The 15,619-nt window shown below is 72.1% G+C and carries 13 protein-coding genes; 8 read left to right on the forward strand and 5 right to left on the reverse strand.

Annotated features, from left to right (window positions below):
* Positions 1 to 163: 163 nt before the first annotated feature.
* Together ACFY36_RS29410 and ACFY36_RS29415 are read left to right on the forward strand one after the other, a co-directional pair.
* Positions 164 to 1,246, forward strand: a complete 1,083-nt coding sequence (locus ACFY36_RS29410; protein ID WP_499749139.1) for a DNA-3-methyladenine glycosylase family protein — start codon at positions 164 to 166, stop codon at positions 1,244 to 1,246.
* 20 nt (positions 1,247 to 1,266) lie between these two features.
* Complete coding sequence (locus ACFY36_RS29415) at positions 1,267 to 2,514, forward strand: hemolysin family protein (protein WP_499749140.1); 1,248 nt, start codon at positions 1,267 to 1,269, stop codon at positions 2,512 to 2,514.
* On the opposite strand, the gene ACFY36_RS29420 is transcribed toward ACFY36_RS29415, so the two are convergent.
* Positions 2,515 to 3,321 (reverse strand): TrmH family RNA methyltransferase, encoded by an 807-nt coding sequence (locus ACFY36_RS29420; protein WP_499749141.1) that lies wholly within the window; start codon positions 3,319 to 3,321, stop codon positions 2,515 to 2,517.
* 79 nt (positions 3,322 to 3,400) lie between these two features.
* Between ACFY36_RS29420 and ACFY36_RS29425 the strand changes: the two genes are divergently transcribed.
* A complete protein-coding gene (locus ACFY36_RS29425; RefSeq protein ID WP_097322203.1) occupies positions 3,401 to 4,156 on the forward strand; it encodes an ROK family protein in 756 nt (251 codons plus the stop codon).
* Position 4,157: 1 nt separating this feature from the next.
* On the forward strand, positions 4,158 to 4,877 hold the full coding sequence (locus tag ACFY36_RS29430; protein WP_499749142.1) for an HAD family hydrolase: 720 nt from the start codon (positions 4,158 to 4,160) through the stop codon (positions 4,875 to 4,877).
* Here ACFY36_RS29430 and ACFY36_RS29435 read toward each other — a convergent pair.
* A complete protein-coding gene (locus ACFY36_RS29435) occupies positions 4,858 to 5,499 on the reverse strand; it encodes a class I SAM-dependent methyltransferase (RefSeq protein ID WP_498691347.1) in 642 nt (213 codons plus the stop codon). The genes ACFY36_RS29430 and ACFY36_RS29435 overlap by 20 nt on opposite strands.
* Before the next feature lie 91 nt (positions 5,500 to 5,590).
* Between ACFY36_RS29435 and ACFY36_RS29440 the strand changes: the two genes are divergently transcribed.
* Positions 5,591 to 8,572, forward strand: coding sequence for an EAL domain-containing protein (locus tag ACFY36_RS29440; RefSeq protein ID WP_499749143.1), 2,982 nt, complete (start codon positions 5,591 to 5,593; stop codon positions 8,570 to 8,572).
* Here ACFY36_RS29440 and ACFY36_RS29445 read toward each other — a convergent pair.
* Positions 8,569 to 9,645, reverse strand: a complete 1,077-nt coding sequence (locus ACFY36_RS29445) for an NAD-dependent epimerase/dehydratase family protein (protein WP_499749144.1) — start codon at positions 9,643 to 9,645, stop codon at positions 8,569 to 8,571. The two genes, ACFY36_RS29440 and ACFY36_RS29445, sit on opposite strands and share 4 nt — an antisense overlap.
* A 62-nt stretch (positions 9,646 to 9,707) precedes the next feature.
* Between ACFY36_RS29445 and ACFY36_RS29450 the strand changes: the two genes are divergently transcribed.
* Genes ACFY36_RS29450 through ACFY36_RS29460 form a run of 3 tightly spaced genes read left to right on the forward strand, consistent with a single transcriptional unit; the run spans position 9,708 to position 13,173 of the window.
* Positions 9,708 to 10,181 carry a 2Fe-2S iron-sulfur cluster-binding protein gene (locus ACFY36_RS29450; protein ID WP_499749145.1) on the forward strand — a complete coding sequence of 158 codons (474 nt, stop codon included), beginning with the start codon at positions 9,708 to 9,710 and terminating at the stop codon, positions 10,179 to 10,181.
* Positions 10,178 to 11,125, forward strand: a complete 948-nt coding sequence (locus ACFY36_RS29455) for an FAD binding domain-containing protein (RefSeq protein WP_499749146.1) — start codon at positions 10,178 to 10,180, stop codon at positions 11,123 to 11,125. Before ACFY36_RS29450 ends, ACFY36_RS29455 begins: the two co-directional genes overlap by 4 nt.
* The gene (locus ACFY36_RS29460) at positions 11,122 to 13,173 is read left to right on the forward strand and encodes a xanthine dehydrogenase family protein molybdopterin-binding subunit (protein WP_499749147.1); all 2,052 of its coding nucleotides are present in this window, start codon (positions 11,122 to 11,124) and stop codon (positions 13,171 to 13,173) included. Before ACFY36_RS29455 ends, ACFY36_RS29460 begins: the two co-directional genes overlap by 4 nt.
* Here the strand turns inward: ACFY36_RS29460 and ACFY36_RS29465 are convergent.
* Together ACFY36_RS29465 and ACFY36_RS29470 are read right to left on the reverse strand one after the other, a co-directional pair.
* Positions 13,170 to 14,213: an amidohydrolase family protein gene (locus tag ACFY36_RS29465; protein ID WP_499749148.1), complete on the reverse strand. Its 1,044-nt coding sequence runs from the start codon at positions 14,211 to 14,213 to the stop codon at positions 13,170 to 13,172. The genes ACFY36_RS29460 and ACFY36_RS29465 overlap by 4 nt on opposite strands.
* 92 nt (positions 14,214 to 14,305) lie before the next feature.
* Positions 14,306 to 15,448 carry a glycoside hydrolase family 12 protein gene (locus tag ACFY36_RS29470; protein WP_499749149.1) on the reverse strand — a complete coding sequence of 381 codons (1,143 nt, stop codon included), beginning with the start codon at positions 15,446 to 15,448 and terminating at the stop codon, positions 14,306 to 14,308.
* Between the last annotated feature and the right edge of the window lie 171 nt (positions 15,449 to 15,619).

Here is a 15,619-nt window from a genome sequence, read left to right on the forward strand (position 1 = left end):
AATCGTCCTTCCCCCTGATGGACGACGCGCGGCGGCTTCCGCTCCCCACGGCGGTCCGGACCGACTCGGGTGTCCGGTCGCCCTCCGATGGCCCTGACCGGGAGCGCGGTCAGGGCCATCGGCCTGCCTGGGCAATCCCGCCGGCAGGTGGCACAGTGTTCCGGTGACCTCCGAAGTGACCCGCCGGCTGACGACGCCGCCGCGCTACCACTTCGGCGCCTCGGTTGGCCCGCTCCTGGTCCCCAAGCACGACCCGTGCGGCCGCTTCACCGGCGACGATCTCTGGCTTACTGCTCGTACGCCTTCAGGTCCCGCAACTCTCCACCTTTGTCGCGATAAATCGGGCGGCCGGGATGTGGGCGCGGTTGGCGCGGAATCGGGCGGCCGGGATGTGGGCGCGGTTGGCGCGGAATCGGGCGGCCGGGATGTGGGCGCGGTTGGCGCGGAATCGGGCACCCGGGATGTGGGCGCGGTTGGCGCGGAATCGGGTGGCCGGGCCGCGGGCGGAGCCGGTGCGGCCCTTTTCGCCACGGGGTATGGGCCGGGCGCCGAGTGGATCGTTGATCGGGCCGACGCCATCGCCGGCCTGCGTGACGATCTCGAGGGCTTCGCGGAGATCGTGGCGCACCACCCGCTCGTCGCGCGATTGGCCAAGACCTTCGCCGGCGTGCGGATGCCGTCCACCGGAATGGTCTTCCCGCGGGTGCTGCGGGCCATCCTGGAGCAGAAGGTCACCGGCAAGGAGGCCCACCGGTCGTACCGGGCGATCTGCAAAGCCGTCGGCGAGCCCGCCCCGGGACCGGTCGATCTCGTGCTGCCGCCCGACCCCGCCGCCATCGCGGCCATGGCCTACTGGGAGTTCCATCCCTTCGGGGTCGAGCAGCGCCGCACCCAGGCCCTCCAGCGTGCCGCCCTGGTCGCCGAGCGCCTCGAACGCTGCGCCGACTCGGCCGAGGCGACCCGGCGGCTCGTCGCGCTGCCCGGTATCGGGCCGTGGACCGCGGCCGAGGTGGTCCGGGTGGCGTACGGCGACGCGGACGCGGTGAGCGTCGGTGACTTCCACATTCCGAACACGGTGGCCTGGGCGCTGGCCGGCGAGGCCCGCGGCACCGACGAGCGCATGCTGGAACTGCTCGAGCCGTTCCGCGGACACCGGGGCCGGGTCTGCGACCTGCTCGCCCACGGCGGCCTCGGGGCACCGAAGTTCGGCCCGCGGATGCCGATCCGCTCGTTCGCGCGCTTCTGACATGCTCTAAAATCGGGCGAATGGGCGAAATCGTCCTGGTGCTCGTGCTCGTCCTGGTCAACGCGGTCTTCTCGGGCAGCGAGATGGCCCTGGTCTCGTTGCGCGACAGCCAGGTGCAGCGGCTCGAACGGCGGTCCGGCGGTGGGCGGGTGCTCGCCCGGCTGACGCGCGACCCCAACCGGTTCCTCGCCACCATTCAGATCGGCATCACGCTGGCCGGCTTCCTGGCCTCGGCCACGGCCGCGGTGTCGCTCTCCGAGCCGCTCGTCGGGCCGCTGGGCTTCCTCGGCGGGGCCGCCGAGCCGGCCGCGATCTTCGTCGTGACCGTGCTGCTGACCTTCGTCACCCTGGTCATCGGCGAGCTCGCGCCCAAGCGGATCGCCATGCAGCGTACGGAGGGATGGGCCCTGCTGGTGGCCCGCCCGCTGGACGTCCTGTCGATGATCTCGCGACCGGCGGTGTGGCTGCTGGGCGCCTCGACCAACCTGATCGTCCGGCTGGCCGGCGGCGACCCGGCGGCCCAGCGCGAGGAGGTCACCACCGAGGAGATCCGCGACATGGTCGCGGCCCAGCAGGACTTCTCGGCCGAGCAGCGGACGATCATCAGCGGCGCCTTCGAGATCGCGGACCGGATCCTGCGGGAGATCCTGGTGCCCCGGCGTGACGTGCTCACCCTGCCCAGCGGCGCGTCGGCCCACGACGCGCTGCGCCTGCTGATCGACGGCGGCCACTCGCGGGCGCCGGTGGTCGGCCCGGCCGGGCTGGACGACGTGGTCGGCACGGTGCACCTGCGTGACCTGGTCGACGTCACCGGCACGGTCGACGAGCACTGCCGCCCCGGCGTCTTCCTGCCCGAGACGCTGCGGGTCTCGGACGCCCTCATGCAGCTGCGCGGCGAGCGCCGGCAGCTGGCCTTCGTGGTCGACGAGCGCGGCGCGATCGACGGCATCGTCACCATGGAGGACCTGGTCGAGGAGATCGTGGGGGAGATCTACGACGAGACCGACCGGGATGTGGCGGCGGTGGTCCACGAGCCGGACGGCGCCCTGCTCATGCCCGGCTCGTTTCCCGTGCACGACCTGCCCGACCTCGGCTTCCACCCGGCCGGCGACTCGACCACGGTGGCCGGCATGGTGCTGGAGGCGCTCGGCCACATCCCGACCTGCCCGGGCGAGGTGGTCGACCTGCCCGAGTTCACGGCCGAGGTGACGGAGGTGACCGGCCGCGCGATCACCCGAGTCCGGATCCGCGCGACCGCCGCCGGGTGATCAGGATCGGTGCGACCGCTGCCGGCTGACCTCGTAGAGCACGACCGTGGCCGCGCTCGCCGCGTTCAGCGAGCTGGCCGCGCCGGTGATCGGAATCCGGACGAGCGCGTCGGCCGCCTCGCGCCAGGCCGTGCTGAGCCCGGTCGTCTCGTTACCGATCAGCACCACCCGCGGCCCGGTCAGGTCGTAGTCGGCCACGTCGGCCGACCCGTGCTCGTCGGTCCCGATGATCTCGACCGGGAGCCCGCCTTCCCGGAGCCGCGACACCCAGGCCAGCACTTCGGAGTGCCCCTCGACGTGGATCACCGGCAGAGCGAAGAGCGAGCCCGTGCTGGCCCGGACCGACTTCGGGTCGTACGGATCGGCGGCGTGCCCGGTGATCACGACCGCCGCCGCTCCGAAGGCGTCCGCCGAGCGGATCAGAGTGCCGATGTTGCCCGGCGTGGACGGACGGTCGAAGACGACCACCAGCAAGTGCGCATCCGCCGCCATGGGCAAATCCGATATTTCCGGAATGCCGACCACGGCCACCAGCTCGGCCGACTCCTTGTCGGCCAGTTCGGCGAACAGATCGGGCGCCATCGCGACCGGCCGGGCGCCGGAACGGTCGAGGACATCGCGCGCCCACGCCGACAGGGAGTGGTTGTCCGGATAGATCAGATCGCGGATCTCCCAGCCGTGATCGAGGGCCAGGGAGATGGGCCGCACACCGTGCACGAGGAACTCGCGGGAGCGGTGCCGCTTCGTCCGGTTCGTGAGCAGCGCCTGCCACTGCTGAAAGGAGGCATTCCGGGTAGTTACTCGCACGGCCGTCGACCCTACCCAACACCACACGCCGTGGTCACAATCATTAGGCGAGGAGGTGTCCGCCATGCAAACTGACGGCGTGGCTTTCACCCTGACGATCGATTGCGGCGGCGGCGGCATCAAGGGCTCCGTGCTCGACGAGGCCGGCACGATGCGGGCCCAGCCGTTGCGCGTCCCGACCCCGTACCCGTTGCCGCCCGACCTCTTCGTGAAGACGCTGGTGCAGCTCGGGGAGCGCCTGCCCAGCGCCGACCGGGTCACCGTCGGCATGCCGGGCATGCTGCGGCACGGCGTGGTGGTCGCCACGCCGCATTACGTGACGCGGAGCGGGCCCCGGACGAAGGTCGATCCCGAGCTCGTCGAGGCGTGGAGCGGGTTCGACGCCCGCACCGCGCTGGCCGACGCCTTCGGCATGCCGACGCTGGTGCTCAACGACGCCGAGGTGCACGGGGCCGGCGTGGTCGCGGGCACGGGGTGCGAGCTGGTGCTGACGCTCGGCACCGGGCTCGGCTGTGCCCTGTTCGACGGGGGCAAGCTCGCCCCGCACCTGGAGATGTCGCAGGCGCCGGTGCGCTGGGGGATGTCCTACGACACGTACATCGGCGAGCACGAGCGGCGCCGGCTGGGTGACGCCCTCTGGTCGCGCCGCGTGCGCAACGTCATCGAGGGGCTGCGGCCGGTCTTCCTCTGGGACCGCGTCTATCTGGGCGGCGGCAACTCCCGTCTCATCACTCCCGCCCAGCTGGCCCGGATGGGCGACGACGTCGTAGTGGTGCCGAACACGGCGGGCATTGTCGGGGGTGTCCGGGCCTGGACATTGGGTACCGTTCGTTGATATGCGGCCCGCTGCGCTTCTCCTCGACTTCGGGGGCGTACTGGCGGACGCGCCGCCGCAGCGCAGCGCTCCGCCCGGTCTGGTTCTGCGCATCTTCAACCTGACCAGGGGCGCCCTGACGCCAGGCGAGATTCAGCGGTCGGTCACCGAAGGCGCGGCCGCCTACGCGCGGTGGCGGGACGAGGACTGGCCGGACGAGCTGAGCCAGGCCGAGGTGTTCGAGCGGTTCATCCTGCCCGGCTGGCCGCCGGCGGCTCAGGTGCCGGTGCGCGGGGCGGTGCGCAAGCTCGCGTACGAGTGGGCCTGGCGCGATAATTGGGCGCTTCGTCCGGGCGTACCGGAAATGTTGCGGTTTGCCCATGAAGCCGAGATCCCGCTCGCCGTCGTCAGCAACTCACTGGCCGGCGCGGCCCACCGCGACTTTCTCGACAAGGCGGGGATCGGGGAGTTCTTCGCCGCGCAGATCTACAGCGACGAGGCCGGCGTCCGCAAGCCGAACCCGCAGATGATCTGGCACGCGACCGACGCGCTCGGCGTGGAGCCCGAAAAATCCTGGTTCGTCGGGGACACCCCGCGCCGCGACATCGAATGCGGCCGCCGTGCCGGCGTCGAGCGGGCCATCCTCATGCCGTCGCCCCGCACCCGCACCGAGCCCGACGGCCCGACGCCGGATGACGTCGTCGAGGACGGATTCGCCCTCCTCAAGCTCCTGCGGGGATAAGCTGCCAGACCGTCGTGTGACGCACCGGGACGCTTTCGAGGGACACCGGCACCGGCACGTCGTACGAGGCCCGCCTGGTCAATCCCTCGGACGGCAGATAGGCCCGGCCCGGGTCGCCGATCAGCACGAGACTGCCCCGCGAGGCCGCCCGCCGCAGGAACGGCAACACCCGGGCCGCCATCTCGCGGCTGTAGAAGACGTCACCGGCCAGCACCACGCCGTACGGGTCGTCGCTGTCCAGCAGGTCGGCCTCCACCGTGCGGATCCGCACGCCGTTGGCCTCGGCGTTCACCTCGGCCGCGGCCAGCGAGTACGGATCGACGTCGTTGGCCGTCACCGGGCTCGCTCCCACCTTGGCCGCGGCCACGGCCACCAGCCCCGAACCCGTGGCCAGGTCGAGCACGCTGCGCCCGCTCACCAACTCGGGATGGTCGACCACGTGCCGGGCCAGGGCCTGCCCGCCGGCCCAGGCGAACGCCCAGAACGGCGGCGGCTGCTCGGCGCCGGCCTCCTCCGTCTTCTCCCACAGCGCGATCGGCTCCTCCGCCTGATAGAGGGAGAGCTCGGGGACGAAGGGCACGGGCGCGAGCACGGTGTTGCCGCGGATGAACTCGAGGAGCACACGACGATTGTGCCGGTTTCACTCAGGTCACCCGGTGCCGGGCCGATCTGGCACCCCGCAGAACCGAGCGCGGAGTGGAGGCAGGGACAGGATGCCGGCACGCTGGGCCGCCGCCTTCGGTGGCTGGATGGCGCTGATCGCCGTCCTCTTCGTGCTCGCGCCGGCCGGCGCGCAAAGCCCGCTGCGCGTGATCGGCGGTCTCTCGGCGGTCGCCGCCATCGCTTATGGCGTACGCCGTCACCAGCCCGCCGACCGCATGCCGTGGCGGCTCCTGGGGCTCGCGGTCACGCTCTCCTCGCTCGGCACCGCGGCCTACGCGGCCCCGGAATGGGCCCTCGACCACGTGCCCGGCCTGTCCATGGCCGGCGCCGTGCTGGCCCTGATCGGCTATCCGGTGCTGGCCGGCATGCTGCTCGTGCTGATCCGCCGGCGCACCGGCGGCATCCGTGACCGGGCCGCCCTGCTCGACTCGCTCACCCTCACCTCCGGCGTCGCCCTGCTCGCCTGGAGCTTCGTGCTCGGCCCCGACCTCCAGCGGACCGGTGCGGTCGCCGAGATCGCGTTCCCGTTGGCCGACCTGCTGCTGCTCGGCATGCTGACCCGGCTGCTGACCGCCGGCCGCCCGGTCATGGCGGGCCGGATCCTCGGCGGCGGCCTGCTGGTCATGCTGTTCGCCGACGCCGCCCATCAGCTGTCGGCGGCTGGTGACGCCGCCGTCGGCGGTTTCGCCCTGTACGCGGCGGCCGGTCTGACCGCGCTGCACCCGTCGATGGTCGAGCTGAGCCGGGCCGCCCCGGCCGCCGAGACCGAGCTGACCCGGCTGCGGCTGGCCCTGCTCGGCCTGGCCTCGATGGTGGCGCCCGCGGTGCTGCTGGTGCGGATGTTCCGCGACGGCGAGGTGCCCGACCTGACCGTCGTGGCGATCCTCAGCGCCATCACGTTCCTGCTGGTGCTGGTGCGGATGGCCGGCGTCATGGCCAGTCACCGCCTGGCCCTGGCCCGGGAGCGGGCGCTGCGCCGGGCCTCGGCCGCCCTGGTCTCGGCCAACGCCACGGACGAGGTCAACGCCGCCGTACGGGTCGCGGTCGCCGAACTGCTTCCGCCGGACACCCCGCACGGGGTCGTCCTGGCGATGGCGGTCGACGGCACCTTCTTGCCCGCCGGGCCGACCCGGATCGTGCCCACCCGCGACGTCGACTGGGCGGTCGCGGTGCGGCTCACCAACTTCAGCCTGACGCTGCGCAGCCCCATGGTGCTGGGCGACCGCCCGGCCGGGGCCTCGCTGCTCGGCGTGCTGCACGTCGGCGCGCCGGCCCAGCGGCTGCCCGGCCTGCTGCGGGCGGTCGAGGTGCTGGCCGGGCAGGCGGCGCTGGCCCTGGAGCGGATCGAGCTGAGCCACGAGGTCATTCGGCGCAACAGCGAGACGTACTTCCGCACCCTGGTCCAGAACACCTCCGACGTCATCCTGATCGTCGACGACCTCGACCGGATCCGCTACGCCAGCCCGTCGGCGGCGGCCGTGCTCGGCGCCGACCCGAGCGGCACGCTGCTGCCCGGCGTGATCCACCCGGGCGACCGGAGCCGGCTCGACGAGGTGCTGGCCGCGATCCGGGCCGGCGACACGATGCAGGAGGGCCTCGACTTCCGGGCGGTCGGCCACCGGCGTACACCCGTGCTCCTGGAAATGCACTCGCAGGACCTGCGCGCCGACCCGACAGTGGCCGGGGTGGTCGTGACCCTGCGCGACGTCACCGAGCGCCGCCGCCTCGAACAGGAGCTGATCCACCAGGCGTTCCACGACGCGATGACCGGGCTCGCCAACCGGGTCCTGTTCCACGACCGGCTCGGGCACGCGCTGCACCGCGGCGCCCGCGACGGCTCGGTCGTCGGCGTGCTCTTCATCGACCTGGACGACTTCAAGAAGGTGAACGACACGCTCGGACACGCGGTCGGCGACCAGCTGCTGATCACGGTGGCCCACCGGATCGCGGGCGCCCTGCGCGCCGACGACACGGCGGCCCGCCTGGGCGGCGACGAGTTCGCCGCGCTGGTCGAGAACGTGCAGGACCCGGGCGCGGTCGAGGAGACCGCCCAGCGCATCCTGACCGCGCTGGCCGAGCCGGTGCCGCTCGACGACGGCACGACCATCATGGCCGTGGCCAGCATCGGCATCACCACCACACCCGAGGCCGACTCGGCCGACGAGCTGCTGCGCCAGGCCGATCTGGCGCTGTACGTCGCCAAGGGCGCCGGCAAGAACCAGTGGCGCCGCTACCAGGCCGACCTGCACGGCGCGATGGTCGAACGCCTGGAGCTGCGCTCGGCCCTCGACCACGCGGCCCGCGAAGGCCACTTCCTGCTCGCCTACCAGCCGATCGTCGACCTCGGCACGGACGAGCCGGTCGGCTACGAGGCCCTGGTCCGCTGGCACCACCCGACCCGCGGCGTGGTCCAGCCGGCCGAGTTCATCGAGGTGGCCGAGGAGAGCGGCCTGGTCGTCCCGATGGGCCGCTGGGTGCTGGAGCAGGCCCTGCACACGGTCGGCCAGTGGCGGCGCATCCTGCCGCGCTCCCGCCAGCCGTACGTCAGCGTCAACGTCTCGGTCCGCCAGTTCCGCGAGCCCGGCTTCATCGACGAGATCAAGCAGGCCCTGGCCAAGGCGGCGGTCCCACCGCACGCGCTGATGCTGGAGCTGAACGAGACCGCGCTGGCCCCCGAGAACGACTGGGTCCGGGCCCAGCTGAAGGACCTCAGGGACCACGGCGTACGGATAGCGATCGACTACTTCGGCCCCGAGCTGGACGGCCTCCCCCTGGACGTCCTGAAGATCGACAAGTCGGCCATCGACGACATCGCCCAGAGCCAGGACCAGCTGACCCGGGTCCAGGGCATGGTCGCCCTCTCCCGCCAGTACGGCCTGACGGTCATCGCCGAGGGCATCGAGAGCACCACCCACCGCGACCTGCTGGCCTGGCTGGGCTGCCCCCTGGGCCAGGGCTACCTGTTCTCCAGCCCGGTCGACGGCACCGAGGCCCTGAGCCAGATGACCGACCGCCTGCCCCTGGTCGCCTAGTAGGGATTTCCCGTGCCCGGAAGGCGTCCACGGAGCAAACCGCCCAGACGGCCCGGGAGGGCGGGGTCGGCCGACAAGGGTGGGCCGTCGCCGTGGGCCCGGTCGGCCATGCCGGCGATCAGTTCCCTCAAGGACTCGACGGCGTCGCGGGTGGGGCGCCAGCCCAGCTCGGTGGCGGCTCGATCGCAGGACATCAGTGGGGCCTTCAGGGCCAGCCGCACCCAGCCGGCGTCGATCGGCTGGAGGCGCAGCCACCACGACAGGGCGGCGGCGCCGGTCAGGGCGGCGCCCGGGACCGGGACGCGGAGGCCGTGGAAGGCGCGGGCCGCCACCTTCGGGTCGAGGACCGGGCCGGCGGCGATGTTGAAGGCGCCGTGCACGTCCGAGAGGACCGCGCGGGCGTACGCCTCGGCCACGTCGTCCGCGTGCACCGCCTGCAGGCGCAGCGCCGGATGGGACGGGATGGCGGGGATCCACTGCGGCCTCAGCAGTCGCGCCGGCAGCAGCGGGCCCGCGAAGTAGCGGGCGATCTCCGTGCCGACCGCGCGCTGGAAGATCAGGCCGGGGCGCAGGCGCACCACGCGCAGCGTCGGGTGTTCCGACTCGACCGCGTCCAGCATCCGTTCGACCTGGGCCTTGTGGCGGCTGTAGGAGGACGCGAGCACCCCGCCCCGGGACCAGTTCTCACGGACGTACGCGTCCTTCGGCCCCGGCGAGTAGACGCCCACCGACGACGCCTGCACCAGCGCGCGGGCCCCGGAGCGCAGCACCGCCCGGGCCACCGCGCGGCTGCCCAGCACGTTCGTGCGGTAGAGCAGGTGCTGGTCGTGGCTGGGCTGGATCTGCCAGGCCAGGTGCACCACGGCGTCGGCTCCGGTGAACACCTCGGTGAGGCGCTCGGTGGCGTCCTCGGCCCCGATGTCCACCGAGTGCCAGGTCGCGCCCGCGTACGCGCCGACCGGGTCGGGCAGCCGCCGGGCCACCCCGGCCACCTCGACATCGGACTCCGCGGCCAGACGGCGCAGGAGGGCGGTTCCGGCGTTCCCGGTGGCTCCGACGATGACGACTCGCATGCCTTGGCCCGTACCCGAGGCGGCGCGGTTGAATCACTCCGGCCGGGGTAGCCAGAGCGTTCATGAACCTCGTCGTGAACGGCGTCGAGCACGAGCTCGACCTGGACCCGCGCACCACGCTGCTGGACGCGCTGCGCGAGCACATCGGCCTGACCGGCGCCAAGAAGGGCTGCGACCACGGCCAGTGCGGCGCCTGCACGGTGCTGCTCGACGGCCGCCGGGTGAACAGCTGCCTGATCCTGGCCGTCACCCAGGAGGGCACGCCGGTCACCACGATCGAGGGAATCGATCATCCGGTGCAGCGCGGGTTCCTGGAGCACGACGGCTTCCAGTGCGGCTACTGCACGCCGGGCCAGATCTGCTCGGCCGTGGGCATGCTCGACGAGGTCGCGCACGGGTGGCCGAGCGCGGTCACCGACGGCGGCGAGGATCTGCTCAGCGACGCCGAGATCCGGGAGCGGATGAGCGGGAACCTGTGCCGCTGCGGGGCGTACGCCAACATGGTCCCGGCCATCAAGGAGGCGGCGGCCCGGTGAAGACCTTCACCTATCGCACGGCCACCGACGTCGCGGGCGGCCTCGAGCCGGGCGCGACGTTCCTGGCCGGCGGCACCAACCTGGTCGACCTGATGAAGCTGGGCGTGGCCACCCCGGACGTGCTGGTCGACGTGACCCGCCTCGGCCTCGACGAGATCACGCCGCTGGACGGGGGTGGGCTGCGGATCGGCGCCGGTGTGCGCAACAGCGACCTGGCCGCCCATCCGGCCGTGCGCCGCGACTTTGAGGTGCTGAGCCAGGCGTTGCTGGCGGGGGCGTCGGGTCAGCTGCGCAACATGGCGACCACCGGCGGGAACCTGCTCCAGCGCACCCGCTGCCGCTATTTCATGGACGCCACAAAGCCGTGCAACAAGCACGCGCCCGGCACGGGCTGCCCCGCGCGGGAGGGTGACCACCGCAATCTGGCCGTCCTCGGCGGGTCGGAGCACTGCATCGCCACGCATCCGTCGGACATGGCGGTCGCCCTGGTCGCGCTGGGCGCGACGGTGAACACGTCGCGGCGGTCCCTGCCGGTGAGCGACCTCCACCGCCTGCCCGGCGACGACCCGTCCCGGGACACGGTCCTCGACCATGGTGAGTTGATCACTTCTGTCGACGTACCCCCGCTGGGTTTGAAAAGCGCCTACCGGAAGGTGCGTGACCGGGCGTCGTACGCCTTCGCCGTCTCCTCGATCGCCGCCGCGGTGGAAGTCGCGGACGGCCGGGTGACCGACGTCCGGCTCGCGTTCGGCGCGGTGGCGCCCAAGCCGTGGCGGGCGCTGATCGCCGAGGAGGCGTTGCGCGGCCGGCCCGCCACGCGCGAGTCCTTCCTGGCCGCGGCCGACGCCGAGCTGGCGGCGGCGGAGCCGCTCAAGGACAACAAATTCAAGATTCCGCTCGTACGTAACCTGGTCGCCTCCGTGCTCGAAGGGCTGACATCATGACCGCCATCGCGCACCGCGCCGTCGGGCAGCCGCTGCAACGGATCGAGGGGCCGGAGAAGGTCACCGGCGCCGCGAAGTACGCGGCCGAATATCAGGTCGGCGACGACGTGGCGTACGCCTGGGTGGTGCCGTCGCCCGTGCCCCGCGGCCGTCTGATCGACGTCCGGGTCGACCCGCTGCTCGATCTCCTCGCGGTCCTCTGGCACGGCAACGCGCTCCGGCTCGAGAAGGCCGACGATCCGGAGCTGGCCGTGCTCCAGACCGACGAGATCAGCTATCGCGGGCAGCCCGTCGCGCTGGTGGTCGCCCGCAGCCTCGAAGCCGCCCGGCGCGGCGCCCAGGAGCTGTCGCTGACCATCGAGAAGGAGCCGCACGACGCGGTCCTGCGCACCGACCACCCGGACCTCTACACGCCTTCGACGGTGAACCCGGGCTTCCCGTCCGAGACGTCGGCCGGTGACGTGTCCGTCGAGGCGCCGGTGTCGGTCGACGTCACCTACACGACGCCGGCGCTGCACAACAACCCGATGGAGCCGCACGCCACGACCGCGGTCTGGTCGGGCGACGACCTCACCCTGTACGACTCGAACCAGCACCCGGCCGGCATCGCGGCCACGGTCGGCGCGCTCTTCGGCCTCACGCCCGAGCAGGTGCACGTGGTGACCGAACACGTCGGCGGCGGCTTCGGGTCCAAGGGCACGGCCCGCCCCAACGCCGTCCTGGCCGCGATGGCGGCCAGGGTGACCGGTCATCCGGTGAAGCTGGCCCTGCCCCGGCAGGCGATGTTCAGCATGGTCGGGCACCGCACGCCGACGATCCAGCGGGTCCGGCTCGGCGCCACCGCCGGCGGCGTGCTCACGGTGATCGACCACGAGGCGTACTCGCAAAGCTCCCGTCTCCTGGAATTCGCCGAGCAGACGGCGGTGGCGACCCGGCACATGTACGCCGCGCCGAACCGCCGCACGGGCCATCGCCTGGCCCGGCTCGACATGCCGACGCCGCGCTGGATGCGCGCGCCCGGCGAGGCGCCCGGCATGGTGGCGCTCGAATGCGCGATGGACGAGCTGGCGGTCGCCCTCGACATGGACCCGATCGAGCTGCGCGTGCGCAACGAGCCCACGGTGGACCCGGACTCGGGCAAGCCGTTCACGTCACGCCACTACGTGGAATGCCTCCGCCGGGGCGCGGACCGCTTCGGCTGGGAGACCCGCAACCCGAGGCCACGGCAGCGCCGCGACGGCGACTGGTGGATCGGCACGGGAGTGGCCGGCGCGACGTATCCGGCGATGGCCCAGCCGTCCACGGCCCGCGTCCGCGACCTCGGCTCGGACGACTACGAGGTGGCGATCGCGGCGGCCGACCTCGGCACCGGCGCCCGGACGATCCTCACCCAGATCGCCGCCGACGAGCTGGGCGTGCCGGTCTCCCAGGTCCGGCTGCGCATCGGCGACAGCACGCTGCCGAAGGCCTCGGTGGCGGGCGGCTCCTCGGGCAGCGCCTCATGGGGCTGGGCGGTGACCGGAGCCTGCCGCGCGCTACGCGAGACGGGGAAGAGGGAGGCGGTCTTCGACAGCTCGGAGCTCATCGCCCAGCAGGAGAAAGAAGGAAAGCACGCCTTCGGCGCCCACTTCGCGGAGGTACGCGTCGACGCCGTGACCGGCGAGGTGCGCGTGTCCCGGCTCTTCGGCATGTACGCGTGCGGCCGCATCCTGAACCCGCGGACGGCCCGTAGCCAGTTCATCGGCGGCATGGTGATGGGCATGGGCATGGCCCTGTTCGAGGAGGGCGTGCTCGACCCCGCCATGGGCGAATGGATCAACCACGACCTGGCCGAATATCACATCCCGGCCCACGCCGACGTCGAGTCGATCGAGGCGGAGTGGCTCGACGAGCAGGACGGCGCCCTGAACCCGATGGGCAGCAAGGGCATCGGCGAGATCGGCATCGTCGGTTCCCCGGCCGCCATCCTGAACGCCATCTGGCACGCCACCGGCGTCCGCATCCGCGACCTCCCGGCCCGCCTCGACAAGATCCTGCCGGGCCTCTAGCCGAGGCGCTTCCCGCGGACGATCACGGCGTGCGGCTTGTGGAGCAGGCCGAGATCCGCTCGCGGGTCGGCGCCGTACACGACCGCGTCGGCTGGGGCGCCCTCGACCAGACCGGGCAGGCCGAGGTAGGCGCGCGCGGTCCAGGACGCGGCGGCGATCGCCTCGTGCGGTGACACCCCGGCGGCCACCAGCGCGCGGATCTCGCGGGCGATGCCGCCGTGTGGCCGCGTGTCCGTGCCGGCCAGCACGGTGACCCCGGCCTCGACGGCGGCGGCGGCCAGCCGGCCGTGCGCGCTCGCCCCGGGCACGTACCAGCTTCGGCCGGCCCGCTCGGGATCGGCGGCGATCCGCTCCAGGGACTCGGTGATCACGGCCAGCGTGGGCGTCAGCGCGATGCCGCGCTCCGCCATGTGCGGCAGCAGACCGGGATCGAGGCCCATCCCGTGCTCCAGCGAGTCCACGCCGGCCTCGACCGCGACCTCGCCGCCCGCCGCGTGCTGGGAATGCACCGCCAGGCGCCCGCCCACCGCGTGGACCCGGACGACCGCCTCCCGCAGCACGTCCAAGGGCATGACGTCGTCGCCGGCCTGCCAGTCGACGACGACCTTCGCCCACCCCGTGCGGCCGGCCTGCTCGGCCGCGACGGCGGGCAGATCGACCGGCTCCGGCCGGCGGCCCCACCCCTCGAAGAACTGTCCGTGCTGGGCGATCCACGGGCCGGCGTGGAAGGCCCGCGGGCTGTCGTCCTCCCGGCCGAACCACTCGGGCGGATCACCGGCCAGGCCGGGCGACCGGATCAGCGTGACCCCGGAGTTCAGATGGGCTCGCAGATCACCCCGCAGCGTCTCGTCGTCCAGCGGCCGGCCGGGCGCCTCCGCTCCCGGGTGCGTGTGGGCGTCGACCAGGCCCGGCAGGATCCAGCCCTCGGCCACCAGTTCGGCGCCGGGAACCGGATCGGTGGTCCACCGGTCGCCGTCGGCGTAGAGGTCGATCGGCTCTCCCTCGGGGAGGGCGAAGCCCCGGATCCGCAGCACTGTCATGCCCGCGATCCTAGGTTCTATCGATGGTCGAAAATGGACGAGCCGCCCCGGCGCCGGAGAATCGGCTACGAGGCGGCTCGGGTCTTGATGGGTCACGCGGTAGTGCAGGCGGAGCCGTTGAGGGTGAAGGCCGCGGGGGTGGCCGTGTTGCCGTTGTGGGTGGCCTGGAAGCCGAAGCTCGCGCTCGCGTTCGGGGCCAGCGTGCCGTTGTAGGCGACATTTCTGGCCGTGATCGCGCCCGCGGAACCGGTCAAGGTCGCGTTCCAGGAGCCGGTAATGGACTGGCCGGATGGGAGTGTGAATCCGAGGGCCCAGCCGTTCAGGGCGGTACTGCCTGTATTGGTCACCGTTACATTTGCGGTAAGGCCGGTGTTCCAAGTGTTGGTCGCATAGGTGACGCGGCAGGCGGAACCGGCGGGCGGCGGGGTTGTCGGTGACGAAGTCGGCGGGGAAGTCGGCGGGGAAGTGGGGATGCCTCCACCGTTCACCTCGGCCGCGAAATCGGTCACGGCCAAGCCGGCGCCGCCGATCCAGGGCTCGAATCCGGCTTGAATGCTCGTCAAATACCAAGCGTTGGTGATCGCGCCGCGATTCTGTACGTCGCGGATGAAGTCGAGGACGCTGAACGACCACGACGAGATCGGTGCCGGAGCCACGTACGAAATCACGGCATTGGCGCCGTTGCTCCCGCGCCAGACCTCCCAGGAGCGGCCGCCGACGGTGGCGGTGCCGACGACCGAGCCGATGGGCTGGATCGAGCCCTGGCGGTTGAACCAGATCATGATCTCCTGCTGGTTGACGCCGTCGGTCCTCGGCGACGGGTCCAGCCAGATGTCGAACGCGGCGTCGTACGTGGCGCCCTGCACGTAGCTGTAGCTGACCCGGCTGGTGGCGCTGGAGATGTCGCTGACCCGGATCGGCAGATTCGTGCCGGGCGAGCACTTCGTGTAGTGGCAGCCGAAATAGACGGCCGGATAGGAGACCGGGGCGCCGCTGGTGTTGCCGGTGCCCTGCTGACTGGTGATGGCGAAGCCGGTGCTGGTCACGTTGATGCACTGCTGGGCCGAGGTGCCCCAGCGGTTGTTCATCACGATGTAGCGGCCGCCGATGGTGGTGGTCCCGTATTGCTCGCAGATCTCGGCGTCGGCCGAGGCGGGCCCGGCGACGGCGAACGTCGCCACGCCGGCCGCGGCGAGCAATCCGGCGGCCAGGCAGGCACGGAAGAGGCGTCTCATTTCCACATGCTCCGGGGGAGGGGGACGAGGGGGTGGGAGCGCTCCCAGGACACGTTACAGGACATTCACAAGCATGAAAAGAGGGGCACCGGAGGAGCGGAATTGCGACATGCGAAGGGGGCAAATTTGCTCTGACAACGGTCGGGAGACAGAATGAAACCGTATCGACAT

The organism is Actinoplanes sp. NPDC000266 (assembly GCF_042899005.1).
Lineage (GTDB): Bacteria > Actinomycetota > Actinomycetes > Mycobacteriales > Micromonosporaceae > Actinoplanes.

Excerpts from the sequence above, each read along its gene's own strand:
- ACFY36_RS29415 (WP_499749140.1), top strand. The coding sequence starts at position 1,267 with ATGGGCGAAATCGTCCTGGTGCTCGTGCTCGTCCTGGTCAACGCGGTC.
- ACFY36_RS29430 (WP_499749142.1), top strand. The coding sequence starts at position 4,158 with ATGCGGCCCGCTGCGCTTCTCCTCGACTTCGGGGGCGTACTGGCGGAC.
- ACFY36_RS29440 (WP_499749143.1), top strand. The coding sequence starts at position 5,591 with ATGCCGGCACGCTGGGCCGCCGCCTTCGGTGGCTGGATGGCGCTGATC.
- ACFY36_RS29445 (WP_499749144.1), bottom strand. The coding sequence starts at position 9,645 with ATGCGAGTCGTCATCGTCGGAGCCACCGGGAACGCCGGAACCGCCCTC.
- ACFY36_RS29450 (WP_499749145.1), top strand. The coding sequence starts at position 9,708 with ATGAACCTCGTCGTGAACGGCGTCGAGCACGAGCTCGACCTGGACCCG.
- ACFY36_RS29460 (WP_499749147.1), top strand. The coding sequence starts at position 11,122 with ATGACCGCCATCGCGCACCGCGCCGTCGGGCAGCCGCTGCAACGGATC.
- ACFY36_RS29465 (WP_499749148.1), bottom strand. The coding sequence starts at position 14,213 with ATGACAGTGCTGCGGATCCGGGGCTTCGCCCTCCCCGAGGGAGAGCCG.
- ACFY36_RS29470 (WP_499749149.1), bottom strand. The coding sequence starts at position 15,448 with ATGAGACGCCTCTTCCGTGCCTGCCTGGCCGCCGGATTGCTCGCCGCG.